Raw genomic sequence first — 26,120 nt, 5'->3', positions numbered from 1 at the left:
GCGCCGGGGTCGGGTGGCGGCGGGGGCGCCGTCTCGGGGCCGTCCGGGAGGGTATGTCCATCGGGGCACCGGTATCGGTGAGGGGACTCTTGGGGGAAGCCATGACGAGCAATGTCGAGCCATGACGAGGGGCGCGGGCACGAGGATCACGTCGACCTCATGACGCCCGCGGAGGTCGCGCGCCTGTTCCGTGTGTCGGTGACGACCGTGACGAAGTGGGCCCGCTCGGGCCTGCTGCCGAGCGTCCGCACGCTCGGGGGACACCGGCGCTTCGAGCGGCGCGACGTGCTCGAGCACCTCGAGCGCACGCACGGGCCGGGTGCGGCCGGTGAGGAGCCCGAGACACCCTGACGCCCTGACGCGCGTCAGGCGGGCAGCGGCTCCCGCGCCACGACGAGGCGCTCCCAGCGGATGCGCCGGGCGCGCCACGTGAACACCGAGAGCTTGACGAGCTCCTCGACGATGCGCGCCGCGAAGATCCCGACGTAGCCGAGCGGGGTGTGCAGCCCGAGCAGGACCGCGAGGGGCAGGCCCACCGCGAAGGCGCCGACGACGTCGCCGATGATGACGCCGCGCACGTCGTTGGCACTCGGCAGGACGCCGGCGCCGACGATCATGTTGCGCACCTTGACCACCTGGAAGGCCGCGTTCATGAGGATGCCGACCCCGGCCATGACGCGGACGTCGCGCCCGGCCTGTCCGAAGAGCGCGTCGAGCAGGAGCACCGAGGTGGCGAAGAGGACGCCGAAGACGGCTGCCGTGCCGACGCCGGCGCGGGTGAGCCGCCGGACCCAGGCCATCGCGTCGCCGACGTCGCCGCGCCCGACCGACCGGCCGACGAGCGTCGTCGTCGCGCTCATGAGGCCGATGCTGCCGACGATGAAGACGCCCTCGAGCGTCGTGACGATCTGTGCGGCGGCGAGGGCCTCGTCGCCGAGCCGGCCGAAGACGACGTTGTAGAGGAAGGTGCCGACGGTCCAGAACAGCTCGGTGACGCCGAGCGGCAGCGCGAGGACGAAGAGCGGAACGACGACGGCGCGCCACTGCACCCTGCTGACGGGCAGGCGCCAGCGGACCGCGCCGCGGCGGAAGGCCATCCACAGCAGGATGAGCGCCTTGGCGACGGCCGTGACGAGCGTGGCCCAGCCGGCCCCGGCGACGCCGAGCGCGGGGAACGGGCCGACGCCGGTGACGAGCGCCAGGGCGATGCCCGAGTTGGCGACGACGGTGACCATCGTGGCGATCATCGGGCTCGTCGGGCGGCCGACCGAGCGCAGCACGCCGGACAGGATCGCGCTGAGCATGACCGGCAGCGTGGCCAGGACGGTGAGGCGGAAGTAGGCGGTGCCCGCGGCCGCGACCGACGGCGAGGCGCCGACGAGAGCCATGAGGTGGTCGGAGAAGAACCACGGCACGACCGACACGACGGAGCCGAGGCCGAGGGCCACGACGAGCGCGGCCGTCACGGTGTGGTCGAGGTCGCCGGTGCGGCCGGCGCCGTGCGCTCGCGCCACGAGGATGCTCACCGAGGTGCCGAGGCAGCCGAGGGTCACGGCGAGGATGAAGGTGAGGCTGTTGGAGAAGCCCACCGCCGCGATGGCCGTCGCCCCGAGCCCGCCCACGACGATCTGGTTGACGAAGTTGAGCACGAGCATCAGGACGAACTCCATGCTCACCGGCACGGCGATGCGCGCGATCTCGCGCGCGGGCGACGGGGCGCCGGGGAGGGCGTTCGTGCGCGGCGCGCGTCGGGTGAGCAGGGCGGGGCGGGGCATGCGAATGCCTTTCGACATCGAAGAGGGGGGAGGGGCGCGACGCTGCGCGGGCACGATCGTACGACCTTCAACCACCCGAGTCGAAACGTTTTGATCGCTCGTCCCGACGGGTGGTCGCGACGGGCGTCGCAGAGGCGTCGACGGGCGTCGACGGGGGTCGACGCGTCTGCTGCCCGGCCGCCGGGACGCGCCGAGGCGTCAGTCGTTCATCGCCTTGATGATCGTCACGGCGAGGCTGATGCGGTCGTGGGCCCACTCGCGCGACGCGTCGTCGCCGGCCGACTGGGCCGACTCGGCCGCGTCGACGGCGTTGTCGGCCTCGCGCACGATCGTCCAGGCCCGCGCCCGGCCCTCGTCGACCCCGGCGCGCTCGCAGATGATCTCGAGGCGGCGACGCAGCGACCACCGCACCTGCGAGCCGCTGCCGAGCTCGTCGGCGCGGTTCCACAGCGCCGGGGCCACCTCGAAGGCGGGGTCGCCGGCCATCGGCTTGGGGTCGATGGCCAGCCACGGGGAGCGGTAGGCGCCGAGCACGTTCTCGTAGTGCAGGTCGGTGTGCAGCAGCCGGTCCTCGGCCGGCGGTCGCGCCACGAGCTCGCGGGCCAGGGCCGAGGCCTGGTCGAGGTAGCGGCGGGGCAGCACCGGCGGCGCGTCGTGCAGCTCGCGGGCCTGGCGCTCGGCGTAGTCGACGAGCCGCGGCACGCGCGGGTGCGGCGGGCGGCGGAGCACGCCCAGCAGGTCGCCGATGACCCCGCACGCCTCGTCGACGTCGACGCCCATGAGGTCGCGGGCGTGCAGCCGCTCGAGGAGCATCGCGAAGCGGGACGGGTCGGCCCGCAGCAGGCGCACGGCGCCGTGGCCGTTCCACGTCTGCAGCGCCAGCGACTCGGTGGCGGCCTCGGGGTGCGGCCAGCTGATCTTGAGCACGCCCTCGCCGCTGACGCCCGCGGCGTCGCGCCCGGCCCCGAGGAGGCGCACGGGCAGTGCCACCGAGCAGGCGCCCGTCATCGTCGGGCCGATCGGCTCCAGCTCCCACTCGCGCAGCAGGTCACCGAGCAGCGTCGGCAGCTCGGCGAGCCAGTCCTCACCCGACGCGTACCCGTCGGCAGGGTAGCCGCTGATCCGGTGGGCGAACCGTGCGGGGATGAGCTCGATGCTCACGGCGTCGCCCCGGGGAAGGCGGTGAGGGGCACGTCCCAGTCGACGGCGAGCGCCTGGATGCGTGCCGCCCACCGGGCGGCGTCCTCGACCGACGCGGCGTTCGGCGCCGTGCCGGCGACCTCGACCGTGGCGTCGACGCTGTCGGCGAGCACCTCGTGGGCCAGGCGCGAGGCGTCGGCCGGGGTGGTGACGGGGAAGGGCAGGGCCCACCCGCTCGGCATCGTCGGGGACGTGCCCGACGTGGCGATCTCGAGGCGGGTCAGGCCCGCCAGTGTGTCCGCGGCGCGGCCCCGGTCCTCGGCACCAGCCTGCGCGGCGACGACCTCGAAGGCGTAGACGAGGGGCTGCGTGCGCGCCACGATCGTCGGCCGGGACGGGCTGGCGGGGTCGGGCACCGCGACGTCGGCGCCGAGCAGCGCGCTGCCGGCGATCTGCGCCGACAGCGCGGCGAGGAGCAGCGAACGGGTGTCGGCGGTGGCCTCCGCCACCTGCGCCCACCGGGTGCGTGGCACGTCGGCGAGCCGGGCCGCGAGGTCGGCCCGCGTCCGCACGGGGGGTGCTGCCGCGGCAGCCTTCTTCTCCGCCGCGGCGATGACGGACGAGGGCACGCCGGCGTTGGTGAGGCGCCCGGTGAGGACGCGACGCTGCTCGCGCAGGACCGTGCGCACCCGCCTGACCGTGCCCCCGGCACCGGCGGACACGAGGTCGTCCGCGGCGGTGACGAGGACCGAGAGGTCGGCGACGACCGACAGGAGCAGGTCCTCGTCGGGGGCCTTGCGACGGGTCGGGACCGGCGGCGGGGGCTGGGGCAGGTCGAGGCGCAGCCCCCGGTCGACGAGGACGGCGAGGACGGCGGCGCCCCCGCCGAGCAGGAGCAGGCGGCGCGGGGGACGGCCGAGCCGTTCGGACAGGCGGGGTCCCCGTTCCCCGATGTCGCCGTCCATGCCCCGGATCCTCCCACGACCTGCGCCGGAGGTGGTCTGCGCCCACCCCTCGGCGCCGATAGAGTGGGGCCACGCCGCGACCCGGGACCACCGGTTCGTGCGGCCGGCCCCGCGCACGGGCCGGGTGTGACAGCGGTCCGCGCGCCCCGACCGGGTGCGGGACCGACATTCGAGAAGAGCAGGAGGCGTCGACGCATGAGCACGGCCCAGGACATCCGAGCGGCGCTCGAACCGGTGCTCGCGCCCCTCGGGCTCGTCGTCGAGGACGTCTCCGTGTCCCCGGCGGGCAAGCGCCGCGTCGTGCGGGTCCTCGTCGACTCCGACATCACCGGCCTCGACGACGCCGACACCACGAGCGCCGTCGCGCCCCTCTCGCTCGACACCGTCGCCGACGCGACCCGTGCCGTGAGCGACGAGCTCGACGCCGGTGACCTCCTCGGCCAGGCGCCCTACGTCCTCGAGGTGTCCTCGCCGGGCGTCGGCCGCGCGCTGTCCTCCCGCGACCAGCTGCGCCGCCAGGTCGGCCGGCTCGTCGAGGTCACGCACCGCGACGGCAGCGACACCGGCCGGCTCGTCGAGGTCGGCACCGACCGCCTCGTGCTCGACGTGCCGCCCACGAAGAAGACGCCCGCCCGACGCGTCACCCTCGACCTCGACGCCGTGCAGCGCGGCGTCGTGCAGGTGGAGTTCACCCGGCCGGGCGCAGACGGCCACACCGACCCGAACGACGACACGAACGACGACATGAACGACGAGCGGGCCGACGACGCGCCCGCCACGGAAGGGGACTCCTGATGGACATCGACCTGGCCGCGCTGCGCGCCCTCGAGCGGGAGCGCGACATCAGCCTCGACGTGCTCATCCCCGCCATCGAGCAGGCCCTCCTGGTCGCCTACCACCGCACCGAGGGCAGCTACCGCATCGCGCGCGTCGAGCTCGACCGCAAGACCGGTCACGTCATCGTGTGGGCCCGTGAGGAGGGCGAGCTGCTGCCTCCCGAGGAGGAGGGCGAGCGCCCCCAGCGCGGTGAGCCTGGGCCCGAGTTCGACGACACCCCAGAGGGATTCGGCCGCATCGCCGCGTCCACGGCGCGTCAGGTCATCGTCCAGCGCCTGCGCGACCTCGAGGACGAGGCGATCCTCGGCGACTTCAAGGGCCGTGAGGGCGACGTCATCTCCGGCGTCATCCAGCAGAGCCAGGACCCCCGCAACGTCCTCGTCGACTTCGGCTCGGTCGAGGGCATCCTGCCGCTCGCCGAGCAGGTCCCGGGCGAGCGCTACGTGCACGGCGAGCGGCTGCGCTGCTTCGTGGTCAGCGTCAAGCGCGGTCCGAAGGGCCCGCAGGTCAGCCTGTCGCGCACCCACCCCAACCTCGTGCGCACCCTCTTCAAGTTCGAGGTGCCCGAGATCGCCGACGGCACGGTCGAGATCGCGGCGCTGGCGCGCGAGGCCGGCCACCGCACCAAGATCGCGGTGCACAGCAAGGTCGCCGGCGTCAACGCCAAGGGCGCGTGCATCGGGCCGATGGGCTCCCGCGTGCGGGCGGTCATGACCGAGCTGCGCGGCGAGAAGATCGACATCGTCGACTTCTCAGAGGACCCCGCCGTCTTCGTCGCCGCGGCGTTGTCGCCGGCGCGGGTCCAGTCGGTCGAGATCGTCGACGCGGCCGCGCGCAAGGCCCGCGTCGTCGTGCCCGACTACCAGCTGAGCCTCGCCATCGGCAAGGAGGGCCAGAACGCCCGCCTCGCGGCCAAGCTGACCGGCTGGCGCATCGACATCCGCGCCGACACGGAGGCCGCCGGCGGCGTCGAGGTCGCGCCCGAGTGAGGCACCCCGCGTCGCACTGACGTCGTGGCGCCCGGCGGCTCGTGCCGCCGGGCGCTCGCACGTCAGCGGTGCCCCGACCCGTAGCCCTCGGTGAGGACGGGCTGGCTGCCCCGGCACATGACGTGCAGCGGGTACTCCTGACCGTTCTGCGTGAACGTCACGTCGAGCTCGCCCGTCTCGGTCTCGGTCTCGAACGACCAGCCGTAGCGCGGCGTCACGGCCCGCGCGTAGGGCTGGCTGCCGCGGCAGCCGACGACGGCCGCGCCGCCCGGCGTCGAGAAGGTTCGGGTGGCGGTGGTGCCGGACGGCGACGTCGCCGCGTCGGCCGTCGAGCCGGACCCCGTGCCGGCGCCGCCCTCGGAGTCTCCGGTCCCGCCCCGTGAGCCGGCGCGCTCGCCGGCCTCGCCCGACGCGTCGGTCGCGGTCTCGGTGCCCCCGTCGGGCTCGCCCGTCTGCGCCGCCTCCGGGTTGGCGCCACCGCCGGTGGGACCGACGGGGAGCCCCGACGCGGAGCCGCCCGCCGTGGTGGAGGGCCGGCCCTCGCCCGGCTCGGGCTCGGCCGTCGCCGGCGGGGTGGCCGTCGCGGCGCCGACGAGCCCCGGCGGGAGCGCGACCGAGCCACCCGCGACCGGATCGGTGACGTCGCGCCGCACGCCGGTGACGATGACGGTCGTGACGACCGCCGTGACGACGACGACGGCGAGCCACCCCAGCACATGGCGCAGCCGGACCACCATCGCCCGGCTCATCCGGCCGCCCCGATCGGCGGGCGCGGCCGCGGCTGCCGTTCCGCTCGAGGACGGTCCGCCCGGACACCCCCGGGCGTACCGTTCTGACTGTGACACACGTGCTCGTCATCGAGGACGACGCGGCGATCCGCACCTCCCTCGTCCGGGCCCTCGGGGACCGCGGCCACACGGTGTCGAGCGCCCACCGCGGCCTCGACGGCCTGCAGCACGCCGTCGACGACCGGCCCGAGCTCGTGCTGCTCGACCTCGGCCTGCCCGACCTCGACGGCCACACCGTGCTGTCGATGCTCCGGGCCGTGCGCGACACCCCGGTCATCGTCGTCACGGCCCGCGACGACGACGCGTCGGTCGTCCGCGCGCTCGACTCCGGCGCCGACGACTACGTGTTCAAGCCCTTCACCGTCGACCAGCTCGAGGCGCGGATGCGGGCCGTGCTGCGCCGCACGTCCGCGCCCCACGGCGAGGACCGGTTCGTCGTCGGCGGGCTGGTCGTGCACCCGACCTCGCGCGAGGTGACGCTCGACGGCGTCCCGGTCGAGCTGTCGCGCCGCGAGTTCGACCTGCTCCTGCTGCTCGCGAGCCGCGTCGGGGAGGTCGTGACCAAGCGCGAGATCCTCGCCCAGGTGTGGCAGCAGGTCTACGGCGGCGGCGAGCGCACCGTCGACGTCCACCTGTCGTGGCTGCGGCGCAAGCTCGGCGAGTCGGCGGCTCACCCCCGGTACCTCCACAGCGTGCGCGGCGTCGGCGTCCGGCTCAGCGCCCCCGAGGCGCCCGACGCGCCCGACGCCCCCGAGGCGCCCAGGGTCCCGGGCGCCGCTGGGGCGACGGACCCGACGGACCCGACGGACGCCTGATGCGGCGCCAGATCACCTGGCTCGTCGCGGCGACGACCTCGGCGGTCGTCGTCGCCTTCATCGTGCCCCTGTGCGTCCTCGTGGCCGGCATCGCCGAGGACCGCGCGACGAACCGGGCGCGCGAGCAGGCCCAGAGCGTGGCCACGGTCGTCGCGAGCGTGGACACCGAGGCCGAGGTGCGCCAGGCCGTCGCCCTCTTCACGGCCCAGGGCATGCGCGTGGTCGTGCACACCCCCTCGGGGGGCACCATCGGCACCGAGATCTCCGCGGGCGACGAGCAGGAGGACGTGCAGCGGGCCCGCGTCCAGCGCACGTCGTTCACGCAGCGCACCGAGTCCGGCGTCGACGTCGTCGTGCCGGTGCAGACCGAGGCCGGCATCACCGTCGTCGAGTCGAGCGTCACCGACGCGGAGCTGCGCGAAGGGGTCACCCGGGCCTGGCTGACGATCTGCGCGCTCGGGCTCCTGCTCGTCCTCGCCGCGATCCTCATCGCGTGGCGCCTCGGGCGGCGCACCAGCGTGCCCGTCGTGCACCTCGCGGAGGTGGCCCACCGCATCCGGCTCGGTGACCACGACGCGCGTGCGCCCGTCGAGGGTCCGCCCGAGACCGTCGAGCTCGCCCACGCCCTCAACCAGCTCGCCGACCGCATCGACAGCCTCGTCGCCGCCGAGCGGGAGTCGGTCGCCGACCTCGGCCACCGGTTGCGCACGCCCGTCACGGCCCTGCGGATCGACACCGACCTCGTCGGCGACGCCGAACTGGCCGGGCGCCTGCGCGGCCACGTCGACGAGCTGCAGCGCAGCGTCGACGCCGTCGTGCGCGAGGCCCGCCGGCCGTTGCGCACCGCGCTGCCGGTGGCCTGCGACGCCACCGAGGTGGTCCGTGCGCGCAGCGACTTCTGGGAGCCGCTCGCCCAGGACCAGGAGCGCGCCTTCGACGTCGTCGTGCCGGGCCACGCCTGCCTCGTGCCGCTGGCCCCGGAGGACCTCGGCGACGTCGTCGACGTGCTCCTCGACAACGTCTTCGCGCACACGCCGGAGGGGGCATCGGTCCTCGTGTCGCTCACCGACGGCCGCGCCGAGCGGGTGCTGACCGTCTCCGACGGCGGCCCGGGCGCGGTCGCGGCCGACGCGGTGCGACGCGGGACGAGCGGCAGCGGGTCGACGGGGCTCGGCCTCGACATCGTGCACCGGGTGGCCGAGTCGGCGGGGGGCTCGGTCCGGCTGGGGTCCTCGGTGCTCGGGGGCCTCGAGGTGACGGTGCGGCTGCCCGCGGCCGGTACCTGACGCGTCGACGGGCGGCGCGGGCACCGGCTCAGCCGGCCGGGGGCGCCGGCGCCGTCGGCGTCGCGGCGGGGGAGGACGGCGGCGCTGTGGCGCCTGCGGCCGGAGGCTGGGGCGCGAGCCCCTCCTCGGGCTCGTCGGCGCCGTCCTCGCCGGGGTCGTCGTGCTCGTCGCCGGGCTCGTCCTCGCCGGAGGCGTGCTCGCGCACCGGGGCCGCGGGGCCCGACCCGGGGGCCGGGGTGTCGAGGGGGAGGGACGACCCGGCCGCATCCGGACCGTGGTCGGGCCCCGCGGGGGCTGGCAGGGTCGTCGGGCGCCCGGGGACGTGCGTGACGCACGTGCCGGCGACGAGGACGGCCGGGGCGCTGCACGGCGCCGGCGCCGTCGTGGTGAAGGACGGGACGCTCGGCGCCACCCGGGCCACGGCGGGGGCCACCGCGCCGCTGCCCGCTCCCGACGCGGTGGTCATCGCCACGTAGATCGCGACGGCGGCCACCGAGCCGATGCCGGTGCCGACCGCGACGGTCCTGCCGATGGCCACGTCGTCCTCCTTCGCACGGTCCGGGCCCCGGGCGGGCGGGTGCCGACCGGAGGATCCGACGATGACGCGAACCGGGTCAACGGCGCGTCGCCGGGGGCTCAAGAACGCGTTAAGGATCCGGGAGTCCGGTCCGGTGACCGGAGGATGACGGTTCCTTAACGGTCACCTGACGCGGATTTTGCGACGCGGCGCGCACCGTGGGCTCGACCACGACACCGCCCGTGTCGGGGCCAGACGACCCCCCAGCAGGTGCGCCATGACCGGACTGCTCACCCCCGCCGAGCGCGACCGCGCCCGCGCCCTGACCACCCTGCTGACCGGCGCCGTCGCCGCCGGCTCGGTGGCCGCCGTCGGCGCCGTCTCGGCCCTGGCCGCCGAGCAGACGCGGCAGGACCGCGAGGCACGCGACGCCCTGGCCCGCGAACGCACGGCCGCGGTCCTCGACGCCGCGCTGCAGGTCCGGTACGGCGAGCTGCTCGCGGACGCGGCCGCCCACCCGCAGGTCGTGCTCGTGCCGCGACCCACGCGCACCGTCGTCGACCCGGGGGTCGTCGTCCGCGCGTCGTCGCCGGGCAGCGCGAGGCCGGGCCCGGCCGCCGCGTCGTCCGGCTCGACCCGCTCGTCGGGCTCGACCCGCTCGTCGGGCTCGTCGGGCTCGACCGGCTCGTCGGCGCCCCGACCCGCGCCCGCGCCCGTCGTCGTGGCCCCGGTCGTGCCCAGCACCGGGTCGTGACGTGAGGCCCGGTCGGCCGGAGGAGCTCCGGTGACGAGCGCCCCGACGATGTCGCCGGCCCGTGCGTCCGGCGTCCGCCTCGACCACGCGACCGGGACGGCACGCTGGCGCGCGCTCGGCACGTACGTGCACCTCGGCGTCGCCGACCCCGCCGTGCTCGCGGCCGCCACCGACCTCGCTGCCGCGGTGCTCGGCGAGGTCGACGTCGCGTGCAGCCGGTTCCGGGCCGACAGCGAGCTGACCCGTGCCAACCTGGCCGCCGGACCCGTGCCGGCCTCACCCCTGCTCGTCGGTGCCGTCCGGGTGGCGCTCGAGGCTGCTGAACAGACCGACGGCGTCGTCGACCCGACCCTCGGCGACGTCCTCGTCGCCGCAGGCTACTCGCGCACCTTCGAGGAGGTCCCGGCGAGCGACCCCTCGCCCGTCGCCCTGCCTCGACGCCGGCCCGGGTGGCGCGACGTCGTCGTCACCGACGACGCCCTCGAGGTGCCTCGCGGGGTCGCCCTCGACCTCGGGGCGACCGGCAAGGCGTACGCCGCCGACCTCGTCGCCCTGTCGGTCCTCGAGGCCCTCGGCACCGCGGTCGTCGTCAGCGTCGGCGGAGACGTCAGGGCGGTCCGTCCGCCCGACGCTGCCCATACGAGGTGGACGGTCGGCGTCGCGCACACCCCGGACGCCGAGCCCGTCGCGCACGTGCTCCTCACCGACGGCGGGCTCGCGACGTCCTCGGTGGCGGCCCGCCGCTGGACCCGGGCCGGACGCCGCTGGACCCACCTCGTCGACCCCCGCACGCTCGGACCCGTCGCGGGGCCGTGGCGCACCGTCTGCGCCACCGGCACCACGTGCGTCGCGGCCAACGTCGCGACGACCGCCGCGATGGTCCTCGGCGTCGACGCGCCGGCCTGGCTCGAGGCCCGCGGCGCCGCCGCGCTGCTGCTCGCCCACGACGGCGTCGCGCACGCCACCGCGACCTGGCGCGGAGACACGGTGGGGCGTGCGACGGACGCCGAGGGAGGAGGTGCCCGGTGACCGACCCGATCCTCTGGTTCCTGGGCCGCGGCACGGGCGTCGTGCTCCTCGCCCTCCTCACGGCCACGACGGTGCTCGGCGTGCTCTCGACGCGGCGCGGCTTCCACCCGCTGTGGCCGCGCTTCGTCACCCAGGAGCTGCACCGGGCGGTGTCGGGCGTGGCGGTGCTGGTGCTCGCCGGGCACGTCGCCTCGGCGGTCGTCGACGAGTACGGCGACATCCGCTGGTGGCAGGCCCTCGTGCCGTTCGGCGCCACGTACGAGCCGCTCTACCTCTCGCTCGGGACGCTCGCGCTCGACCTGCTCGCCGTCGTCGTGGTCACCTCGCTCCTGCGCGGCCGGTTGTCCGGGCGCACGTGGCGGGTCGTGCACCGTGCGGCCTACGCATCCTGGGCCGTGTCGGTGGTGCACGGGGTCGGCATGGGCACCGACGTCGCGTCGCCGTGGTTCGTGTGGCTGACGGTGACGTGCGTCGCGCTCGTCGCCGTCGCGACGCTCGCGCGCGTCGTCGCCGCTGTCCTCGACCGACGCCAGGCGATGGTGGCGCGATGACCGTCGCGGCCCGCACGTCCGGCACCCTGGGGTCCGAGGCCCGGCCCACGGGCTGGGCGCCGGGGCCCGTCACCGACCTCTTCGTCCACGAGGGCCCGCTCCTGCTGCGCCACCTCGGCGCGCCGGCCGACCTCGCGAGCCACCGGGCCCGCTCCGGCCCGCTGCCCACCCCCGACCTGCCCGCGCTCGTCACGCTCCTGTCCGACGCCGCGGTGCGGGGCCGCGGAGGCGCGGGCTTCCCGCTGGTGCGGAAGCTGACGACCGCGGCCCGCGGACGGCGCCGCGCCGTCGTCGTCGTCAACGCGGCCGAGGGGGAGCCGGACAGCGGCAAGGACTCGGCGCTGCTGCGCACGACGCCGCACCTCGTCCTCGACGGCGCGGCCGTCCTCGCCCGGGCGCTGGGCGCGCGGGAGGTCCACGTCGTCACCGGCATCGACCGTGCCGACACGACGCGGTCCGCGCGGGCCGCCCTCGCCGAGCGCGACGACCGCCGGTTGCGCTGGTCGCACCGCGCCGCCGCGGCGCGGTTCGTGTCCGGCCAGGCCCGGGCCGTCGTCGAGCTGCTCGAAGGGCGCGACGGGCTGCCGGTCACGGCCTGGGAGCCGGCGGCGGTGCGCGGTCTGCACGGCCGCCCGACGCTGCTGTCCAACGCCGAGACCTTCGCCCACGTCGCCGTGCTCGTGCGCGAGGGTCCCGGCGCCTACGCGTCGCTCGGCACCGCGGACGAGCCGGGGACGACGCTGCTCACGGTGTCGGGCCGGCTGCCCACCGCCGGCACGCCGACGGACGACCGGGTGCGGGTCGACTCGGACCCCGGCCCCCAGGCGCGGGTCATCGAGGTCGCGCACGGCACCCCGTTCTCGCACCTCCTGCACCCCGCCGAGCTCGCCGGCCCCGTCCTGCTCGGCGGCTTCCACGGCACGTGGGTCGAGGGCCACGTCCTCGCCGACCTGCCCGTCTCGGCGGCCGGCCTGCGCCGGCGGGGGCTCACCCTCGGGGCGGGCGTGGTGCTGCCGCTCGGTGCCAGGGCCTGCCCGGTGCGTGCCACGGCGGCGGTCACCGCCTACCTCGCAGGGGAGTCGGCAGGGCGGTGCGGGCCGTGCGTCAACGGGCTGCCGGCGCTCGCCGACGCCATCCGGTGCCTGGCCGACGGCGAGGACACCCGTCCCCGTCTCCACGAGCTGTGCGGGGTGCTGCCGGGGCGAGGGGCCTGCGCCCACCCCGACGGCACGACGCGTGTGGTGCGCACCCTGCTTGCGCACCTGGGGCGCCACGTCCACGCCCACCTCTCCGGCAGGTGCTCCTGCGCCTCCGCTTGCGGGGGAGCGGGGTGAGCCCGGCGGGGCGCCGGGACGGCGTCGACCCGGCCGTCGAGCTGGCCGTCGATTGGCCCGCCTGTCGCGCCCGGGGGCTGTGCGCCGAGCTGCTTCCCGAGCAGATCTCCCTCGACGAGTGGGGCTACCCGGTCGTGCACGGACCGGTCCCGCGGTCGTTGCGCGACCTCGCCGTCGACGCCGTCCGTGCGTGCCCGCACCGGGCCCTGCGCGTCGTGGCCCCACCCGCCTGACCGACGCCCACGTGTCACGCGTCACGCGTCACTCCTGCCCGACGCGTCACGTCGGGCCGACGCGTCGCGAGCTCCCGACGCGTCACACCAGTGCGTCCCCGGCCCGGATGAGGGCGTCCGAACGGGCATGAACCGCGCCCGCGCGGTGTTCAACCCATGTCCGGCCTGCCGTGGACCGGGCACCTGAGCACCCGCGCGACCCCGTCGAGCGAGCCGGGCGCGCGACGCGGTAGACTGGCGTGTGGCCGACCGGACTGGACTCCGTGCCGAGCCGTCCCGCACCTGTGTGGGATGTCGAGGAACGGATAGCTGGTCGGCCCTGCTGCGAGTGGTCGCGGTGACGGATGCAGAAGCCGGGGCGTACGCCCGGGTCGTCCTGCGCCCCGACCCGCGTCATCGGATGCCGGGTCGCGGTGCGTGGCTGCACCCGACGCCCGAGTGCTTCGGGACGGCAGTGCGCCGCAAGGCGTTCGGACGGGCCCTGCGACTGCAGGCCCCGGTCGACGTCAGCGCGGTCGCGCGGCACCTCGGTGTCCCGCACGCGTAGCAGCGACCAGGCGCAGGCGGCTCCCGCCGCCCGCGCGTCAGAACCACCAGAAACGAACCAAGGCGGGTTGAAAACGCTATGAGCACCCGATGAGTACTCAGCGATGAGCAAGCCCCAGCAATAACCACGGTTCGGCCACTTCCTGTTCAGGCCGGACCGAGACAGGAGAGATGTGGCTAAGGTCCGGGTCTACGAGCTCGCGAAGGAGCTCGGAGTCGAGAGCAAGACCCTGCTCGCACACTTGAAGAGCCAGGGAGAGTTCGTCCGGTCGGCGTCGTCGACCATCGAGCCCCCCGTCGTCCGCAAGATCAAGGACACCTTCCCGCGGGAAGGTGCCGGTGACAGCACCAAGGGCGACACCAAGCCGGCGGCCAAGCCCGCCGCCAAGCAGGCGGCGCCCGCGCCGTCCCAGAAGCCTGCCGCGATGCCGTCGTCCCCGACGCCGGCCGCTCCGGCTCCTGCCGCTCCCGCTCCGGCCGCCCCGGCCGCGCGCGAGTCGGCTCCCGCTGCCCCCGCCCGTCCGGCCGCGGCGGCTCCGGCTGCCCCGACGCCCAAGGCTCCGGCTCCCGCGGCCCCGGCGGCTCCCGCCGCCAAGGCCCCGGCGCCCGTGCAGTCCTCGCGCGACGGCGGCAAGCAGACCAGCGGTGTCCCCGCGTCGCCGCGCCCCGCACCGCGTCCGGGCCAGCCGCGTCCGGGCAACAACCCGTTCGCACCGAGCCAGGGCATGGGCCAGACCCGCGCCCCGCGCCCGGGTGAGGGCGGTCCGCGTCCGGGCAACAACCCGTTCAGCTCGAGCCAGGGCATGCCCCGGCCCCAGCAGCGTCCCGGCGGTCCGCGTCCGGGCGGTGCCGGTGGTCCCGGTGGCGCCCCGCGTCCCGGTGCCCCGCGCCCCGGCGGCCCGGGTGGTCCCGGCGGCGCCCCGCGTCCCGGTGGCGCCCGCCCGACGCCGGGCATGATGCCCGAGCGCAGCACCGTCGGCCGTCCCGGCCAGCGCCCGGCCGGTGGCCCCGGCCGCGGTGGCCCCGGTGGCGCCGGCGGCGGTCGTGGCGGCTTCGGCGGCGGCCCCGGTGGCGGCGGTCGTGGCGGCTTCGGCGGCGGCCCGCGTGGCGGCGGCGGTGGCCGCGGCTCGACGGCCGGTGCCTTCGGCCGCGGTGGCGGTCGTCCGGTCCGTGGCCGCAAGTCCAAGCGCGCCAAGCGCCAGGAGTTCGAGCAGATGCAGGCGCCCTCGATCGGTGGCGTCACCGTTCCCCGTGGCGACGGCTCGACCGTCGTGCGGGTGCGTCGTGGCTCGTCGCTGACCGACTTCGCCGACAAGATCAACGCCAACCCGGCATCGCTCGTCACCGTGCTGTTCCACCTCGGTGAGATGGCCACGGCGACGCAGTCGCTCGACGAGGACACCTTCAAGGTGCTCGGTGCCGAGCTCGGCTACGACATCCAGGTCGTCTCGCCGGAGGAGGAGGAGAAGGAGCTCTTCGACTCCTTCAACATCGACCTCGAGACCGGTATCGAGGGTGAGGACGACGAGGACCTCGAGGCCCGTCCGCCGGTCGTCACCGTCGTCGGCCACGTCGACCACGGCAAGACCCGCCTCCTCGACGCCATCCGCAACGAGGACGTCGTCGCCGGCGAGGCCGGTGGCATCACCCAGCACATCGGTGCCTACCAGGTGCACCGTGAGCACGAGGGCGTCGAGCGCGCGATCACCTTCATCGACACCCCGGGTCACGAGGCCTTCACGGCCATGCGTGCCCGTGGTGCGAAGGTGACCGACATCGCCATCCTCGTCGTGGCCGCGGACGACGGCGTCATGCCGCAGACCATCGAGGCGCTCAACCACATGCAGGCGGCCGACGTGCCGATCGTCGTGGCGGTCAACAAGATCGACGTCGAGGGTGCCAACCCGGCCAAGGTGCGCCAGCAGCTGACCGAGTACAACCTCATCGCCGAGGAGTACGGCGGCGACACGATGTTCGTCGACGTCTCGGCTCGCCAGGGTCAGAACATCGACGGTCTCCTCGAGGCGGTCCTCCTCACGGCGGACGCGGCCCTCGACCTCCGGGCCAACCCGGAGAAGGAGGCCCGCGGCGTCGCGATCGAGGCCAACCTCGACCGTGGTCGTGGTGCCACGGCGACCGTCCTCGTGCAGACCGGCACGCTGCACGTCGGTGACTCCATCGTCACCGGCTCGGCGTACGGCCGCGTCCGCGCCATGCTCGACGAGCACGGCAACAACGTCGACGAGGCCGGCCCGTCCCGTCCGGTCCAGGTGCTCGGTCTCAGCTCGGTGCCGCGCGCCGGCGACACGTTCGTCGTGGCGCCGGACGACCGCACGGCACGCCAGATCGCCGAGCGGCGTGAGGCGGCCGACCGCCAGGCCGTGCTCGCCAAGGCCCGCAAGCGCATCTCGCTCGAGGACCTCAACGAGGCCCTCGCGGCGGGCAAGGTCGAGACCCTCAACCTCATCCTCAAGGGTGACGTGTCGGGCTCGGTCGAGGCGCTCGAGGACGCGCTGCTCAAGATCGACGTCGGCGACGAGGTCGACCTGCGCATCATCGACCGCGGCGTCGGTGCCATCACGATGAACAACATCAACCTCGCGATGGCCTCGAACGCGATCATCATCGGCTACAACGTCCGGGCCGAGGGCCAGAACGCCGACTACGCCGAGCGCGAGGGCGTCGAGATCCGCTACTACTCGGTGATCTACCAGGCCATCGAAGAGGTCGAGGCGGCGCTCAAGGGCATGCTCAAGCCGGAGTACGAGGAGGTCGAGCTCGGCACGGCGGAGATCCGCGAGATCTTCCGTTCGAGCAAGTTCGGCAACATCGCCGGCTCGATCGTGCGCAGCGGCGAGATCAAGCGTGGCTCCAAGTCGCGCATCACCCGCGACGGTGTCGTCATCTCCGAGAACGTCGAGATCTCCGGTCTGCGGCGCTTCAAGGACGACGTCACCGAGGTCCGCGACGGGTACGAGTGCGGCATCAACCTCGGGTCGTTCAACGACCTGCAGATCGGTGACCTCATCGCGACGTACGAGATGCGCGAGAAGCCGCGCGTCTGAGCGTCCCACCGCGTCGGCCGTCGGCCCACGCAGCCGGCGCCGGCTCCCTCCACGGGGGCCGGCGTCGGCGCGTGGGGCGCGTCCGCCGGTCGCGGCGCGTCGGCGCCGGCCCGTTAGGGTGGATCGTCGTCGTCAGCGGCGCCACCCCCAGCGGGTACGGCACCACCGCGAGCACCAGCACCAACCAGCACCACCAGCAGCACCAGAGCAGCACCACAGCAGCACCTGAGCACCACCTCGAGGAGAAGGAGTCCACCATGGCCGACCCCGCACGCGCTCGGAAGATCGCCGACCGGATCAAGGTCATCGTCGCGGAGTACCTCGAGTTCCGGCTCAAGGACGAGCGGCTCGGGTTCGTGACGATCACCGACTGCCGCGTCACCGGCGACCTGCAGCACGCCAGCGTCTTCTACACGGTCTTCGGCTCCGACGAGGAGCGCCAGGCCACCGCCGACGTCCTCGCCGCCAACACCGGACGCATCCGCTCGGCCGTCGGCAAGGGCATCGGCATCCGCCTGACGCCCTCGCTCGAGTTCATCGCCGACGCCATCCCCGAGGGTGCCGCCCACCTCGAGGACGTCCTGGCCCAGACCCGCGCCCGCGACGCCGAGCTGGCGCGCGCCGCGGCCGGTGCCACGTACGCCGGCGAGGCCGACCCGTACCGCAAGCCGGTCGACCGCGACGCCGAGGACGCGTTCGAGGACGACCTCGACGCCGGGGCGGACGCGGACGTCGACGCGCGATGAGCGAGCGTCCCGGCGGCCTGCTCGTCGTCGACAAGCCGGCCGGCTGGACGAGCCATGACGTCGTCGCGCGGGTGCGCCGCCTCGCGGGCACCCGACGCGTCGGGCACGCCGGCACCCTCGACCCGATGGCCACCGGCGTCCTCGTGCTCGGCATCGACCGCGGCACGAAGCTGCTGACCTTCCTCGTCGGCTGCGACAAGACGTACACGGCGACCATCCGCCTCGGCCTCGCGACGCTGACCGACGACGCCGAGGGCGAGACCACGGCAGCGTTCGGCGTCGACGACGTCGCCGCCCTCGAGCATGCCCTGCCCGACGCCGTGGCGGCCCTGACCGGCGACATCGAGCAGGTGCCGAGCGCCGTCAGCGCGATCAAGGTCGACGGCGTCCGCAGCTACGCCCGGGTGCGCCAGGGCGACGCCGTCGAGCTGCCCGCGCGCCCCGTCACCGTGAGCCGGTTCAACGTCGACTCGGTGCGCCCGCGCCAGGCGGCCCTCGAGGTCGGCCCGGCCATCGACGTCGTCGACGTCGAGGTCGAGGTCGACGTGTCCTCGGGCACCTACGTGCGCGCCCTGGCGCGCGACCTCGGCGCGGCCCTCGGCGTCGGCGGGCACCTGACGGCGCTGCGCCGCACCCGCGTCGGTGGTTTCGACCTCGACGAGGCCCACACGCTCGTGGAGCTCACCGCGCTCGCCGAGGCCGGCGGCCGCGACGCGCTGCCGCTGCTGCCCGTGGCCGACGCGGCCCGGGCGGCCCTGCCGGTGCACGAGATCAGCGAGCGCGAGGCCACGAGCATCGGCTACGGCCAGCGCATCCCCAGCGGCGCCGGACGGGCCGAGGCCGTCGCCGCCATCGACCCCGACGGCACCCTCGTGGCGGTCCTCGACGAGAGCCGCGCCACGGCCCGCTCGCGCGTGGTCTTCGTCACGGCGGCCGACCGGCAGCCGGCCACGGGCCGCCCGGACCGTGCTGCGGCAGCCGCCGCCGGCTCGGCGCACGCCGGGGCCTGAGCCGGCGTGCCCGACCACGACGCAGCGCCGCCGAACCCGGCCACTACAGTGGTCGCCGTGCATCGCTGGTTCGGACTCGACGACATCCCGGCCGACCTCGGGCCCACGGTCGTCACGCTCGGCAACTTCGACGGGGTGCACCGCGGGCACCGCGAGGTGCTGACGCGTGTCGTGCGCGAGGCGGCCGACCGCGGCGCCACGCCCGTGGCCGTGACGTTCGACCCGCACCCGGTCGCCGTGCTCTACCCGGACCGGGCGCCGGCCGCCGTCATGTCGCTCGGACAGCGCCTCGACGCGCTCGAGTCCGTCGGCGTCGGCGCCACCCTCGTGCTCGAGTTCACGGCCGAGTTCGCCCAGCAGACACCCGAGGAGTTCGTCCGCGGCACGTTCGTCGACGCCCTCGGCGCCGTCGCGGTCGTTGTCGGCAAGGACACCCGCTTCGGGGTGCGCAACTCCGGCGACGTCGACACGCTGCGCACGCTCGGGGCCGAGCACGGCTTCGAGGTCATCGCCCTCGAGGACATCGGCGACACCGCCGCCGCGCACCAGACGGGCCCGGACGACGCGTCGTCCCCGGGCGCCCGCTGGAGCTCCACCCAGCTGCGTGCCGAGCTGCTCGCCGGCAACGTCGAGCACGCCGCCCAGATCCTCGGCCGGCCGCACCGGGTCACCGGCTCGGTCGTCCACGGCGACCACCGGGGCCGCGAGCTCGGCTACCCGACCGCGAACCTGTCCCAGGACCACGAGGGCCTCGTGCCGGCCGACGGCGTCTACGCCGGCTGGCTGCTGCGCCTCGACCTCGATCCGGGCGACCCCGACCGGACCCTGCCGGCGGCGGTGTCGATCGGCACCAACCCGACCTTCGACGGTCACCAGCGCCGCGTCGAGGCCTACGTCCTCGACCGCACCGACCTCGACCTCTACGGTGAGCGCGTGGCCGTCGAGCTCGTGTCGCACCTGCGACCCACCCTGAAGTTCGACTCCATCGACGCGCTCGTCGAGCAGATGAGCGACGACGTGCAGCGGTGCCGCACCATCCTGTCGGCCATCGTGCCGCCGCAGCCGTCCCAGCTGCAGTCCCAGCAGCAGTCCCCGCAGCAGACGAGCCAGGGACGCGCCTGACCTCCCCGGTCCGCCTCCCCGCCACCGCCGGTCCGCCACGGTCCGGCGGCCGGGGCCGGGCGGGCTGGCTCCGGGTCGACCTCGGGCTGTTCATCGGCGCCGCCGGGCTCTCGCTCGTCGGCGTCGTCCTCGTGTGGTCGGCCACCCGGGCCGACCACGGCTCCGCCCTCGCGCTCAAGCAGCTCGTGGCCGTGCTCGTCGGGGCGGCGGCCGCCGTGGGCGTGACGCGCCTCGACGTCCGGGTGCTGCGCGCGCTCGCTCCGCTCGTCTACGCCGCCGGGGTGCTCGGCCTCGCCGCGGTCCTGTCGCCGCTCGGGTCGACGGTCAACGGGTCGCGCTCGTGGATCCGGCTGCCCGGCGGCTTCACGCTGCAGCCCTCCGAGCTGGCCAAGGTGGCCCTCGCCGTCGCCCTGGCGATGCTGCTGGCCGACCGGGCCGACCGAGGGCTGCGCCAGCGGCACCGCGACGTCGCGCTCGCCTGGGTCGTGGCCGGCGTGTCGGTCGGCCTCGTCCTGGCCCAGCCCGACCTCGGGTCCGCGCTCGTGCTCGTGGCCATGGCCGTCGTCGTCATCGCCGCCGCCGGGGCGCCCCGCGTCTGGACGACCGGCGTCGTGCTGGCGGGCACGGCCGCCGTCGTCGCCGCGTTCACGACGCCGGTGCTCAGCGGATACCAGCGCAACCGCCTCGCCGCCTTCCTCGACCCCTCGCTCGACCCGCAGGGCATCGGCTACCAGACGCGTCAGGTGCGCATCGCCATCGGCTCGGGCGGCCTGACCGGGCAGGGGCTCTTCGAGGGCCGGCAGACCCAGGGCGGGTTCGTGCCCTTCCAGGAGACCGACTTCGTCTTCTCGGTGGCGGGGGAGGAGCTCGGCTTCCTCGGCGCGGTCGGGCTCGTGCTGCTCATCGGCTTCATCGTCGTCCGGTGCTGCCTCGTGGCCCGCCGGGCCGACACGTTCGGACGCCTCGTCGTGCTCGGCATCGCCGTGTGGTTCGGGGTGCAGGCCTTCGAGAACATCGGGATGAACCTCGGCCTGACGCCGGTCACCGGCCTGCCGCTGCCGTTCGTGTCCTACGGCGGCTCCTCGATGATCGCCGGCTGGGTCGCGGTCGGCATCGTCGGCAACGTCGCCTCGGCCAGCGCGCGCCGCTGACGCGTCGTGCCCCCAACCCCGGCGGCCCGGCGCGCCCGGCCCCGGTTACCCACGGGTCACGGTGCGATGTCGTTCGATCGGCGATGCGTGACTGCGCCACGGTTTGTTGACATCATCCGGGCAAGGACGGCGGCCCGCTGACGCCGATGACGGGCCGCCGTGGCGACGAAGGAGTCCACATGCCGCTCATGTCCCGTGCCGACCAGCCCGTGCGCCAGGAGGTGCTCGACGGGCGGGCCGCGAGCGTCGGCGAGCTCTTCCGCCGCCGGGTCGCCGACTCCCCGGACGCGCCCGCCTACCTCTACTTCCCCGAGGGCAGCAGCACGCTGGCCACGCTCACGTGGCGCGAGACCGACGAGGTCGTGCGCCGCTGGGCCGCCGGGCTCATCAGCCTCGGCGTGCAGCTCGAGGACCGGGTCGCGATCGCGTCGACGACCCGGGTCGAGTGGGTGCTGGCCGACCTCGCGGTCATCTGCGCCGGCGGCGCGACGACCACCGTGTACCCCACGACGATCGCCGAGGACGTCGCCTACATCCTGTCCGACTCCGGCAGCGAGATCGTCTTCGCCGAGGACGAGGCGCAGGTCGCCAAGCTGCAGCAGGTGCGCAGCGAGATCCCCGGCGTGCGCCAGGTCATCGCCCTGACCGGCCCCGGCAGCGACGACGGCTGGGTCATCACGACCGACGAGCTCGCCGAGCGCGGCGCCAAGTGGCTCGAGGCCACGCCCGACCTCGTCGACTCGCGCATCGACCAGCTCGGCCCGGACAGTCTCGCCGTCGTCATCTACACCTCCGGCACCACCGGCCGCCCCAAGGGCGTGCGGCTCGTGCAGGACAGCGTCGTCTACGAGGGCGCCGTCATCGACGCCATCGGCACCCTGACCAAGGAGGACCTCCAGTTCCTCTGGCTGCCGCTGTCGCACGTCTTCGGCAAGATGCTCGTGGCCACCGGGCTGCAGATCGGCTTCCCGACCGCCGTCGACGGGCGCGTCGACAAGATCGTCGACCACATGGCGATCATCCGGCCGACGTTCATGGCCGGGCCGCCCCGCATCTTCGAGAAGGCCCGCGGCCGCGTCATGCTCATGCTCGGGCAGGAGACCGGCATCAAGAAGGCGCTCGTCGACTGGGCCCTCGGCGTCGGCGCGAAGGTGCGCGACCTGCACGAGCAGGGCGAGCAGCCCTCGGCTGTCGTCGCGGCACAGCACAAGGTCGCCACGAAGCTCGTGCTGTCCAAGGTGCAGGAGCGCTTCGGCGGCCGGGTGCGGTTCATGATCAGCGGCTCCGCGCCCCTCGACCCGGACGTCGCGCGCTGGTTCGGCGCCGTCGGCCTGCTCGTGGGGGAGGGCTACGGCCTGACCGAGACCTCGTCGGGCACCGCGGTCAACCCGCCCGACCCGGGCCAGTACCGCTACGGCTCCGTGGGCTGGCCGCTGCCGGGCACCGAGGTGCGGATCGCCGAGGAGGACGGCGAGATCCTCGTCAAGGGTCCCGGCGTCATGCGCGGGTACCACAACAACCCCGAGGCCACGGCCGAGGTGCTGAGCGAGGACGGCTGGTTCCGCACCGGCGACATCGGTCGCATCGACGAGCGCGGGTTCGTCTACGTCACCGACCGCAAGAAGGACGTCTTCAAGACCTCCGGTGGCAAGTACATCGCCCCGGCCGAGATCGAGGCGAAGTTCAAGGGCGAGTGCCCGTTCGTCAGCCAGTTCCTCGTGCACGGCGCCGGCCACAACTACGCGACCGCCCTCGTGACCCTCGACCCCGACGCCATCACGGCCTGGGCCGCCACGAACGGCCTCGCCGGGCGCTCCTACGCCGAGATCGCGGGGTCCGACGAGGCCCGGGCGCTCGTGCAGGGCTACGTCGACCGCCTCAACGCCGGCCTCAACCGCTGGGAGACGATCAAGAAGTTCACGATCCTCGACCACGACCTCACGGTCGAGGAGGGCGACCTCACCCCGAGCATGAAGCTGCGGCGCAAGATCGTCACTGAGAAGCACCAGACCGAGCTCGATGCGATGTATGAGGACTGAGCCGAGCCATTTGGCTCGCTCCGCGTTCTCTGGGCTCGCTCCGCTCGCCCGTGTTCGCGGGCCTTGACGTCACGCCTTCCCTCCTCGGCTCACTCGCTTCGCTCGTTTCGCTCGTCAGTCCAGGCGTGACGGCCCGCCGAACCTCACTTCTCAGGGACGGGTCGGGAGGTCGATGACGGTGCCGGCGTCCGGGCGTGCCGGGTCGGGGAAGACGACGCGGTACCCGTGCTGCTCGAGGAGTCGCGGGTCGGCCCAGCGCTCCGTGCGCGGCGTCCGGTAGTTGAACCACAGGGTCGACCCGGACGGCGCGTCGAGCACGACGCGGGCCATCGCGGCGTCGTCGGGGTGGTGGAACACGTCGCCGTTCGTCGAGACGAGGTAGTGCCTGGCCGGAGCGGCCGCGAGCAGGGCGGCGATGACGTTGGCCTGGCTGCCGTGGTGGGGCAGCTTGAGCGCGTCGACGACGAGTGCCTCGGTGCCGCGGGCGCGGGCCAGCCCGTGGAGGGCGGACGCGAGGACGGCGCCGTACGCGTCCGCCCCGAGCAGGACGCTGGCACCGCGGTGCTCGACGAGCAGGGCGATGCTGCTGCCGTTCGGCACCGACGCGTCGCGGACCGTGCGCCGGTCCGCGAGGTGCTCCAGGTCGTCGAGCGGGGGAAGCGTGTCGAGCTCGATCTCCCGCTCGGCGCCGTGCAGTGCATCCCGGACGGCAGCCGCCCACGTGTCGGCCAGGCGCGCCAGGCGCTCGGTCGTCGGGGACAGCACGGTGATCGTGGGCCCGTCCGGGACGGTCACCACGACGTGACCACCCGCCGCGCCTGCGTCGACGGACCCACGCCCGAAGGCCTCGTTCCACGGCCGCGCGCCGTCGTGGGCCTGCTTGGCCGCGTCACCGTCGACCTCCGTGCCGGGAGTCGCAGGCGTCAGGCCGAGCAGTGCGGCGACGGCGTCCTCACCCTGGTCGATGCTCCGGGAGCTCCCCTTCGGCGCGGGCAGGTGGGTGCGCCCGTTGAACCAGACGTCCCCGACGCGCGTGGCGAGGTCGCTGCCGAGGAACGGCAGCATGCCGCCGATGTGGTCGTTGTCGACGTGGGTGATGACGGCGACGTCGATGCGGTCGTCGGCAGGGTCCAACCGGCGCAGCCGCGCCTCGAGCAGCGGCCAGGTGTCCGGAGGGCCGCCGTCGACGAGCATCCGCCACGTCGGGCCCCCAGCCCGCGGGCACTCGACGAGCAGGCAGTCGCCGAGCCGTGCGGGCAGCACCTCCACGTGGATCGCCGTCGACACGGTCGCCGCCCTTTCCCCCCTCGCCCCACCCAGACTAGGGCGGGCGCTCGGGCGTGGGTGGACCGTTCTCGATTTTGAGGGGGGTGCCGCGCCGCACGTACCATGTCCCAATGCCCGGTGAGTCACTGTTCAACGCCCTCGAGCCCCTGCTGGAGCGGGTCAACAAGCCCATCCAGTACGTCGGTGGCGAGCTCAACTCCACGGTCAAGGACTGGAACGTCGGCGGCCACGGCCCGTCCGGCGAGGAGCTGACGACGCGGTGGGCGCTCATGTACCCCGACGCCTACGAGGTCGGCGTGCCCAACCAGGGCGTCATGATCCTCTACGAGGTCCTCAACGAGCGCCCCGACGCCCTCGCCGAGCGCACGTACGCCGTGTGGCCCGATATGGAGGCGCAGCTGCGCGAGGCGGGCCTGCCGCAGTTCACCGTCGACGGTCACCGTTCGGTGCGCGACTTCGACCTCTTCGGGCTCAGCTTCTCCACCGAGCTCGGCTACACGAACATGCTGACGGCTCTCGACCTCGCCGGCATCCCGCTGCACGCCGCCGACCGCGGTGACGACGACCCGATCGTCGTCGCCGGCGGCCACGCCGCGTTCAACCCCGAGCCCATCGCGTCCTTCGTCGACGCCGCGGTCATCGGTGACGGCGAGGAGGCGGTGCTCACCGTCACCGACATCGTCGGGCAGTGGAAGGCCCAGGGCCGCCCCGGCGGCCGCCGCGAGGTGCTGCTGCGCCTGGCCCGCACCGGCGGCGTCTACGTGCCCGCCTTCTACGACGTCTCCTACCTGCCCGACGGGCGCATCCAGCGCGTCGCGCCCTCGCCCGACGCGCCCGGCGTGCCGTGGCGCGTCTCCAAGCACACCGTCATGGACCTCGACGCGTGGCCGTACCCGAAGCAGCCGCTCGTGCCGCTCGCCGAGTCGGTCCACGAGCGCATGTCGGTCGAGATCTTCCGCGGCTGCACGCGCGGCTGCCGCTTCTGCCAGGCGGGCATGATCACCCGTCCGGTGCGCGAGCGGTCCATCACCGGCGTCGGCGAGATGGTCGAGCGCGGCCTGGCCGCAACGGGATTCGAGGAGGTCGGCCTGCTCTCGCTCAGCTCGGCGGACCACACCGAGATCGCCGAGATGACCAAGGGCCTCGCCGACCGCTACGAGGGCACGCAGACCGGCCTGTCGCTGCCCTCGACCCGCGTCGACGCCTTCAACATCGACCTCGCCAACGAGCTGACGCGCAACGGCCGTCGCTCGGGGCTCACCTTCGCCCCCGAGGGCGGCTCGGAGCGCATCCGCAAGGTCATCAACAAGATGGTGTCCGAGGAGGACCTCATCAAAACGGTCGCCGCCGCGTACGGCGCCGGCTGGCGGCAGGTCAAGCTGTACTTCATGTGCGGACTACCCACCGAGACCGACGACGACGTGCTCCAGATCGCCGAGCTGGCCAAGAAGGTCATCGAGACGGGCCGTCAGGTGTCCGGCCGCCGCGACATCCGCTGCACCGTGTCCATCGGCGGGTTCGTGCCCAAGCCGCACACGCCGTTCCAGTGGGCCGCCCAGCTCGGCGCCGAGGACACCGACGCGCGGCTGCAGAAGCTGCGCGAGGCGATCCGCGCCGACCGCCGTTACGGCTCCTCGATCGGGTTCCGCTACCACGACGGCCAGCCCGGCATCGTCGAGGGACTGCTCTCGCGCGGTGACCGCCGCGTCGGCCGGGTCATCGAGCAGGTGTGGCGCGACGGTGGGCGCTTCGACGGCTGGAGCGAGCACTTCTCCTACGAGCGCTGGATGGCCGCCGCCGCGGCCGCGCTCGCCCACGAGCCCGTCGACGTCGCCTGGTACACCACGCGCGAGCGCGGCGAGTCCGAGGTGCTCCCGTGGGACCACCTCGACTCCGGCCTCGACAAGGACTGGCTCTGGGAGGACTGGCAGGACGCGCTCGACGAGACCGAGGTCGACGACTGCCGCTGGACCCCGTGCTTCGACTGCGGCGTGTGTCCCCAGATGGGCACCGAGATCGAGATCGGCCCGACGGGCAAGACCCTCCTGCCGCTCACCGTCCTCGGCAGCAAGCGCGACGAGCTGCTCGAGCACCAGCACTGACGGCGTGGACCCGGCCGACGGCGGTGTCGGTCGGGTCCA

Annotated in this window: 24 protein-coding genes; 18 read left to right on the top strand and 6 right to left on the bottom strand. The window is 74.5% G+C overall.

Going from position 1 to position 26,120, the window contains the following annotated elements; all coding sequences use genetic code 11:
- The first annotated feature begins 111 nt into the window (after positions 1-111).
- Positions 112-351, top strand: coding sequence for a BldC family transcriptional regulator (locus tag BIV28_RS15065; protein ID WP_076263171.1), 240 nt, complete (start codon positions 112-114; stop codon positions 349-351).
- Positions 352-365: 14 nt separating this feature from the next.
- On the opposite strand, the gene BIV28_RS15060 is transcribed toward BIV28_RS15065, so the two are convergent.
- From BIV28_RS15060 to BIV28_RS15050, 3 genes are all read right to left on the bottom strand, one after another.
- A complete protein-coding gene (locus tag BIV28_RS15060; RefSeq protein ID WP_076263170.1) occupies positions 366-1,775 on the bottom strand; it encodes an MATE family efflux transporter in 1,410 nt (469 codons plus the stop codon).
- 198 nt (positions 1,776-1,973) lie between these two features.
- A complete protein-coding gene (locus BIV28_RS15055) occupies positions 1,974-2,936 on the bottom strand; it encodes an aminoglycoside phosphotransferase family protein (RefSeq protein ID WP_083707380.1) in 963 nt (320 codons plus the stop codon).
- Positions 2,933-3,880 carry a ferritin family protein gene (locus tag BIV28_RS15050; protein WP_076263168.1) on the bottom strand — a complete coding sequence of 316 codons (948 nt, stop codon included), beginning with the start codon at positions 3,878-3,880 and terminating at the stop codon, positions 2,933-2,935. Before BIV28_RS15050 ends, BIV28_RS15055 begins: the two co-directional genes overlap by 4 nt.
- 195 nt (positions 3,881-4,075) lie before the next feature.
- Here BIV28_RS15050 and BIV28_RS15045 point away from each other — a divergent pair, with 195 nt between their 5' ends.
- Both BIV28_RS15045 and nusA read left to right on the top strand, forming a co-directional pair.
- Positions 4,076-4,675, top strand: a complete 600-nt coding sequence (locus BIV28_RS15045; protein ID WP_076263166.1) for a ribosome maturation factor RimP — start codon at positions 4,076-4,078, stop codon at positions 4,673-4,675.
- Entirely contained in the window at positions 4,675-5,706 is a 1,032-nt protein-coding gene (nusA, locus tag BIV28_RS15040; RefSeq protein WP_076263164.1) for a transcription termination factor NusA, read from the top strand. Before BIV28_RS15045 ends, nusA begins: the two co-directional genes overlap by 1 nt.
- 62 nt (positions 5,707-5,768) lie before the next feature.
- On the opposite strand, the gene BIV28_RS15035 is transcribed toward nusA, so the two are convergent.
- On the bottom strand, positions 5,769-6,455 hold the full coding sequence (locus BIV28_RS15035) for a hypothetical protein (RefSeq protein ID WP_207556014.1): 687 nt from the start codon (positions 6,453-6,455) through the stop codon (positions 5,769-5,771).
- An 89-nt stretch (positions 6,456-6,544) separates the two neighbouring features.
- Between BIV28_RS15035 and BIV28_RS15030 the strand changes: the two genes are divergently transcribed.
- Together BIV28_RS15030 and BIV28_RS15025 are read left to right on the top strand one after the other, a co-directional pair.
- Positions 6,545-7,309 carry a response regulator transcription factor gene (locus BIV28_RS15030; protein ID WP_076263160.1) on the top strand — a complete coding sequence of 255 codons (765 nt, stop codon included), beginning with the start codon at positions 6,545-6,547 and terminating at the stop codon, positions 7,307-7,309.
- Positions 7,309-8,595, top strand: coding sequence for a sensor histidine kinase (locus tag BIV28_RS15025; protein WP_076263157.1), 1,287 nt, complete (start codon positions 7,309-7,311; stop codon positions 8,593-8,595). The genes BIV28_RS15030 and BIV28_RS15025 overlap by 1 nt, the downstream gene beginning before the upstream one ends.
- Positions 8,596-8,623: 28 nt before the next feature.
- Here BIV28_RS15025 and BIV28_RS15020 read toward each other — a convergent pair whose 3' ends face one another.
- The gene (locus BIV28_RS15020) at positions 8,624-9,133 is read right to left on the bottom strand and encodes a hypothetical protein (RefSeq protein ID WP_076263156.1); all 510 of its coding nucleotides are present in this window, start codon (positions 9,131-9,133) and stop codon (positions 8,624-8,626) included.
- A 256-nt stretch (positions 9,134-9,389) separates the two neighbouring features.
- On the opposite strand from BIV28_RS15020, the gene BIV28_RS15015 reads away from it, so the two are divergent.
- From BIV28_RS15015 to BIV28_RS14960, 12 genes are all read left to right on the top strand, one after another.
- Positions 9,390-9,866, top strand: coding sequence for a hypothetical protein (locus BIV28_RS15015; RefSeq protein WP_076263154.1), 477 nt, complete (start codon positions 9,390-9,392; stop codon positions 9,864-9,866).
- Between the two features lie 30 nt (positions 9,867-9,896).
- Positions 9,897-10,895 (top strand): FAD:protein FMN transferase, encoded by a 999-nt coding sequence (locus tag BIV28_RS15010; RefSeq protein WP_207556013.1) that lies wholly within the window; start codon positions 9,897-9,899, stop codon positions 10,893-10,895.
- Positions 10,892-11,446 (top strand): ferric reductase-like transmembrane domain-containing protein, encoded by a 555-nt coding sequence (locus BIV28_RS15005; RefSeq protein ID WP_076263152.1) that lies wholly within the window; start codon positions 10,892-10,894, stop codon positions 11,444-11,446. The genes BIV28_RS15010 and BIV28_RS15005 overlap by 4 nt, the downstream gene beginning before the upstream one ends.
- Positions 11,443-12,780: an NADH-ubiquinone oxidoreductase-F iron-sulfur binding region domain-containing protein gene (locus BIV28_RS15000; RefSeq protein ID WP_083707379.1), complete on the top strand. Its 1,338-nt coding sequence runs from the start codon at positions 11,443-11,445 to the stop codon at positions 12,778-12,780. The genes BIV28_RS15005 and BIV28_RS15000 overlap by 4 nt, the downstream gene beginning before the upstream one ends.
- On the top strand, positions 12,777-13,013 hold the full coding sequence (locus BIV28_RS14995; protein ID WP_076263150.1) for a ferredoxin: 237 nt from the start codon (positions 12,777-12,779) through the stop codon (positions 13,011-13,013). Before BIV28_RS15000 ends, BIV28_RS14995 begins: the two co-directional genes overlap by 4 nt.
- Positions 13,014-13,254: 241 nt before the next feature.
- On the top strand, positions 13,255-13,560 hold the full coding sequence (locus BIV28_RS14990) for a DUF448 domain-containing protein (protein WP_076263148.1): 306 nt from the start codon (positions 13,255-13,257) through the stop codon (positions 13,558-13,560).
- 172 nt (positions 13,561-13,732) lie between these two features.
- Positions 13,733-16,624, top strand: coding sequence for a translation initiation factor IF-2 (infB, locus tag BIV28_RS14985; RefSeq protein WP_076263146.1), 2,892 nt, complete (start codon positions 13,733-13,735; stop codon positions 16,622-16,624).
- A gap of 257 nt (positions 16,625-16,881) precedes the next feature.
- Complete coding sequence (rbfA, locus tag BIV28_RS14980; protein ID WP_076263212.1) at positions 16,882-17,370, top strand: 30S ribosome-binding factor RbfA; 489 nt, start codon at positions 16,882-16,884, stop codon at positions 17,368-17,370.
- Positions 17,367-18,380 (top strand): tRNA pseudouridine(55) synthase TruB, encoded by a 1,014-nt coding sequence (gene truB, locus BIV28_RS14975; protein ID WP_083707378.1) that lies wholly within the window; start codon positions 17,367-17,369, stop codon positions 18,378-18,380. Before rbfA ends, truB begins: the two co-directional genes overlap by 4 nt.
- A 57-nt stretch (positions 18,381-18,437) precedes the next feature.
- The gene (locus BIV28_RS14970) at positions 18,438-19,502 is read left to right on the top strand and encodes a bifunctional riboflavin kinase/FAD synthetase (RefSeq protein WP_076263210.1); all 1,065 of its coding nucleotides are present in this window, start codon (positions 18,438-18,440) and stop codon (positions 19,500-19,502) included.
- Entirely contained in the window at positions 19,406-20,653 is a 1,248-nt protein-coding gene (rodA, locus tag BIV28_RS14965; RefSeq protein WP_423221543.1) for a rod shape-determining protein RodA, read from the top strand. Before BIV28_RS14970 ends, rodA begins: the two co-directional genes overlap by 97 nt.
- 179 nt (positions 20,654-20,832) lie before the next feature.
- On the top strand, positions 20,833-22,692 hold the full coding sequence (locus BIV28_RS14960) for an AMP-dependent synthetase/ligase (RefSeq protein ID WP_076263145.1): 1,860 nt from the start codon (positions 20,833-20,835) through the stop codon (positions 22,690-22,692).
- A 150-nt stretch (positions 22,693-22,842) separates the two neighbouring features.
- Here BIV28_RS14960 and BIV28_RS14955 read toward each other — a convergent pair whose 3' ends face one another.
- On the bottom strand, positions 22,843-23,979 hold the full coding sequence (locus tag BIV28_RS14955) for an MBL fold metallo-hydrolase (protein ID WP_076263143.1): 1,137 nt from the start codon (positions 23,977-23,979) through the stop codon (positions 22,843-22,845).
- Positions 23,980-24,089: 110 nt separating this feature from the next.
- On the opposite strand from BIV28_RS14955, the gene BIV28_RS14950 reads away from it, so the two are divergent.
- Positions 24,090-26,081: a TIGR03960 family B12-binding radical SAM protein gene (locus tag BIV28_RS14950; RefSeq protein WP_076263141.1), complete on the top strand. Its 1,992-nt coding sequence runs from the start codon at positions 24,090-24,092 to the stop codon at positions 26,079-26,081.
- The last annotated feature ends 39 nt before the right edge of the window (positions 26,082-26,120 follow it).

This window comes from Intrasporangium flavum, assembly GCF_001956915.1.
GTDB classification, from domain to species: domain Bacteria; phylum Actinomycetota; class Actinomycetes; order Actinomycetales; family Dermatophilaceae; genus Monashia; species Monashia flava.
Note: the sequence above shows the minus strand (reverse complement) of the source record. Positions and strands in the feature narration are given on the sequence as shown.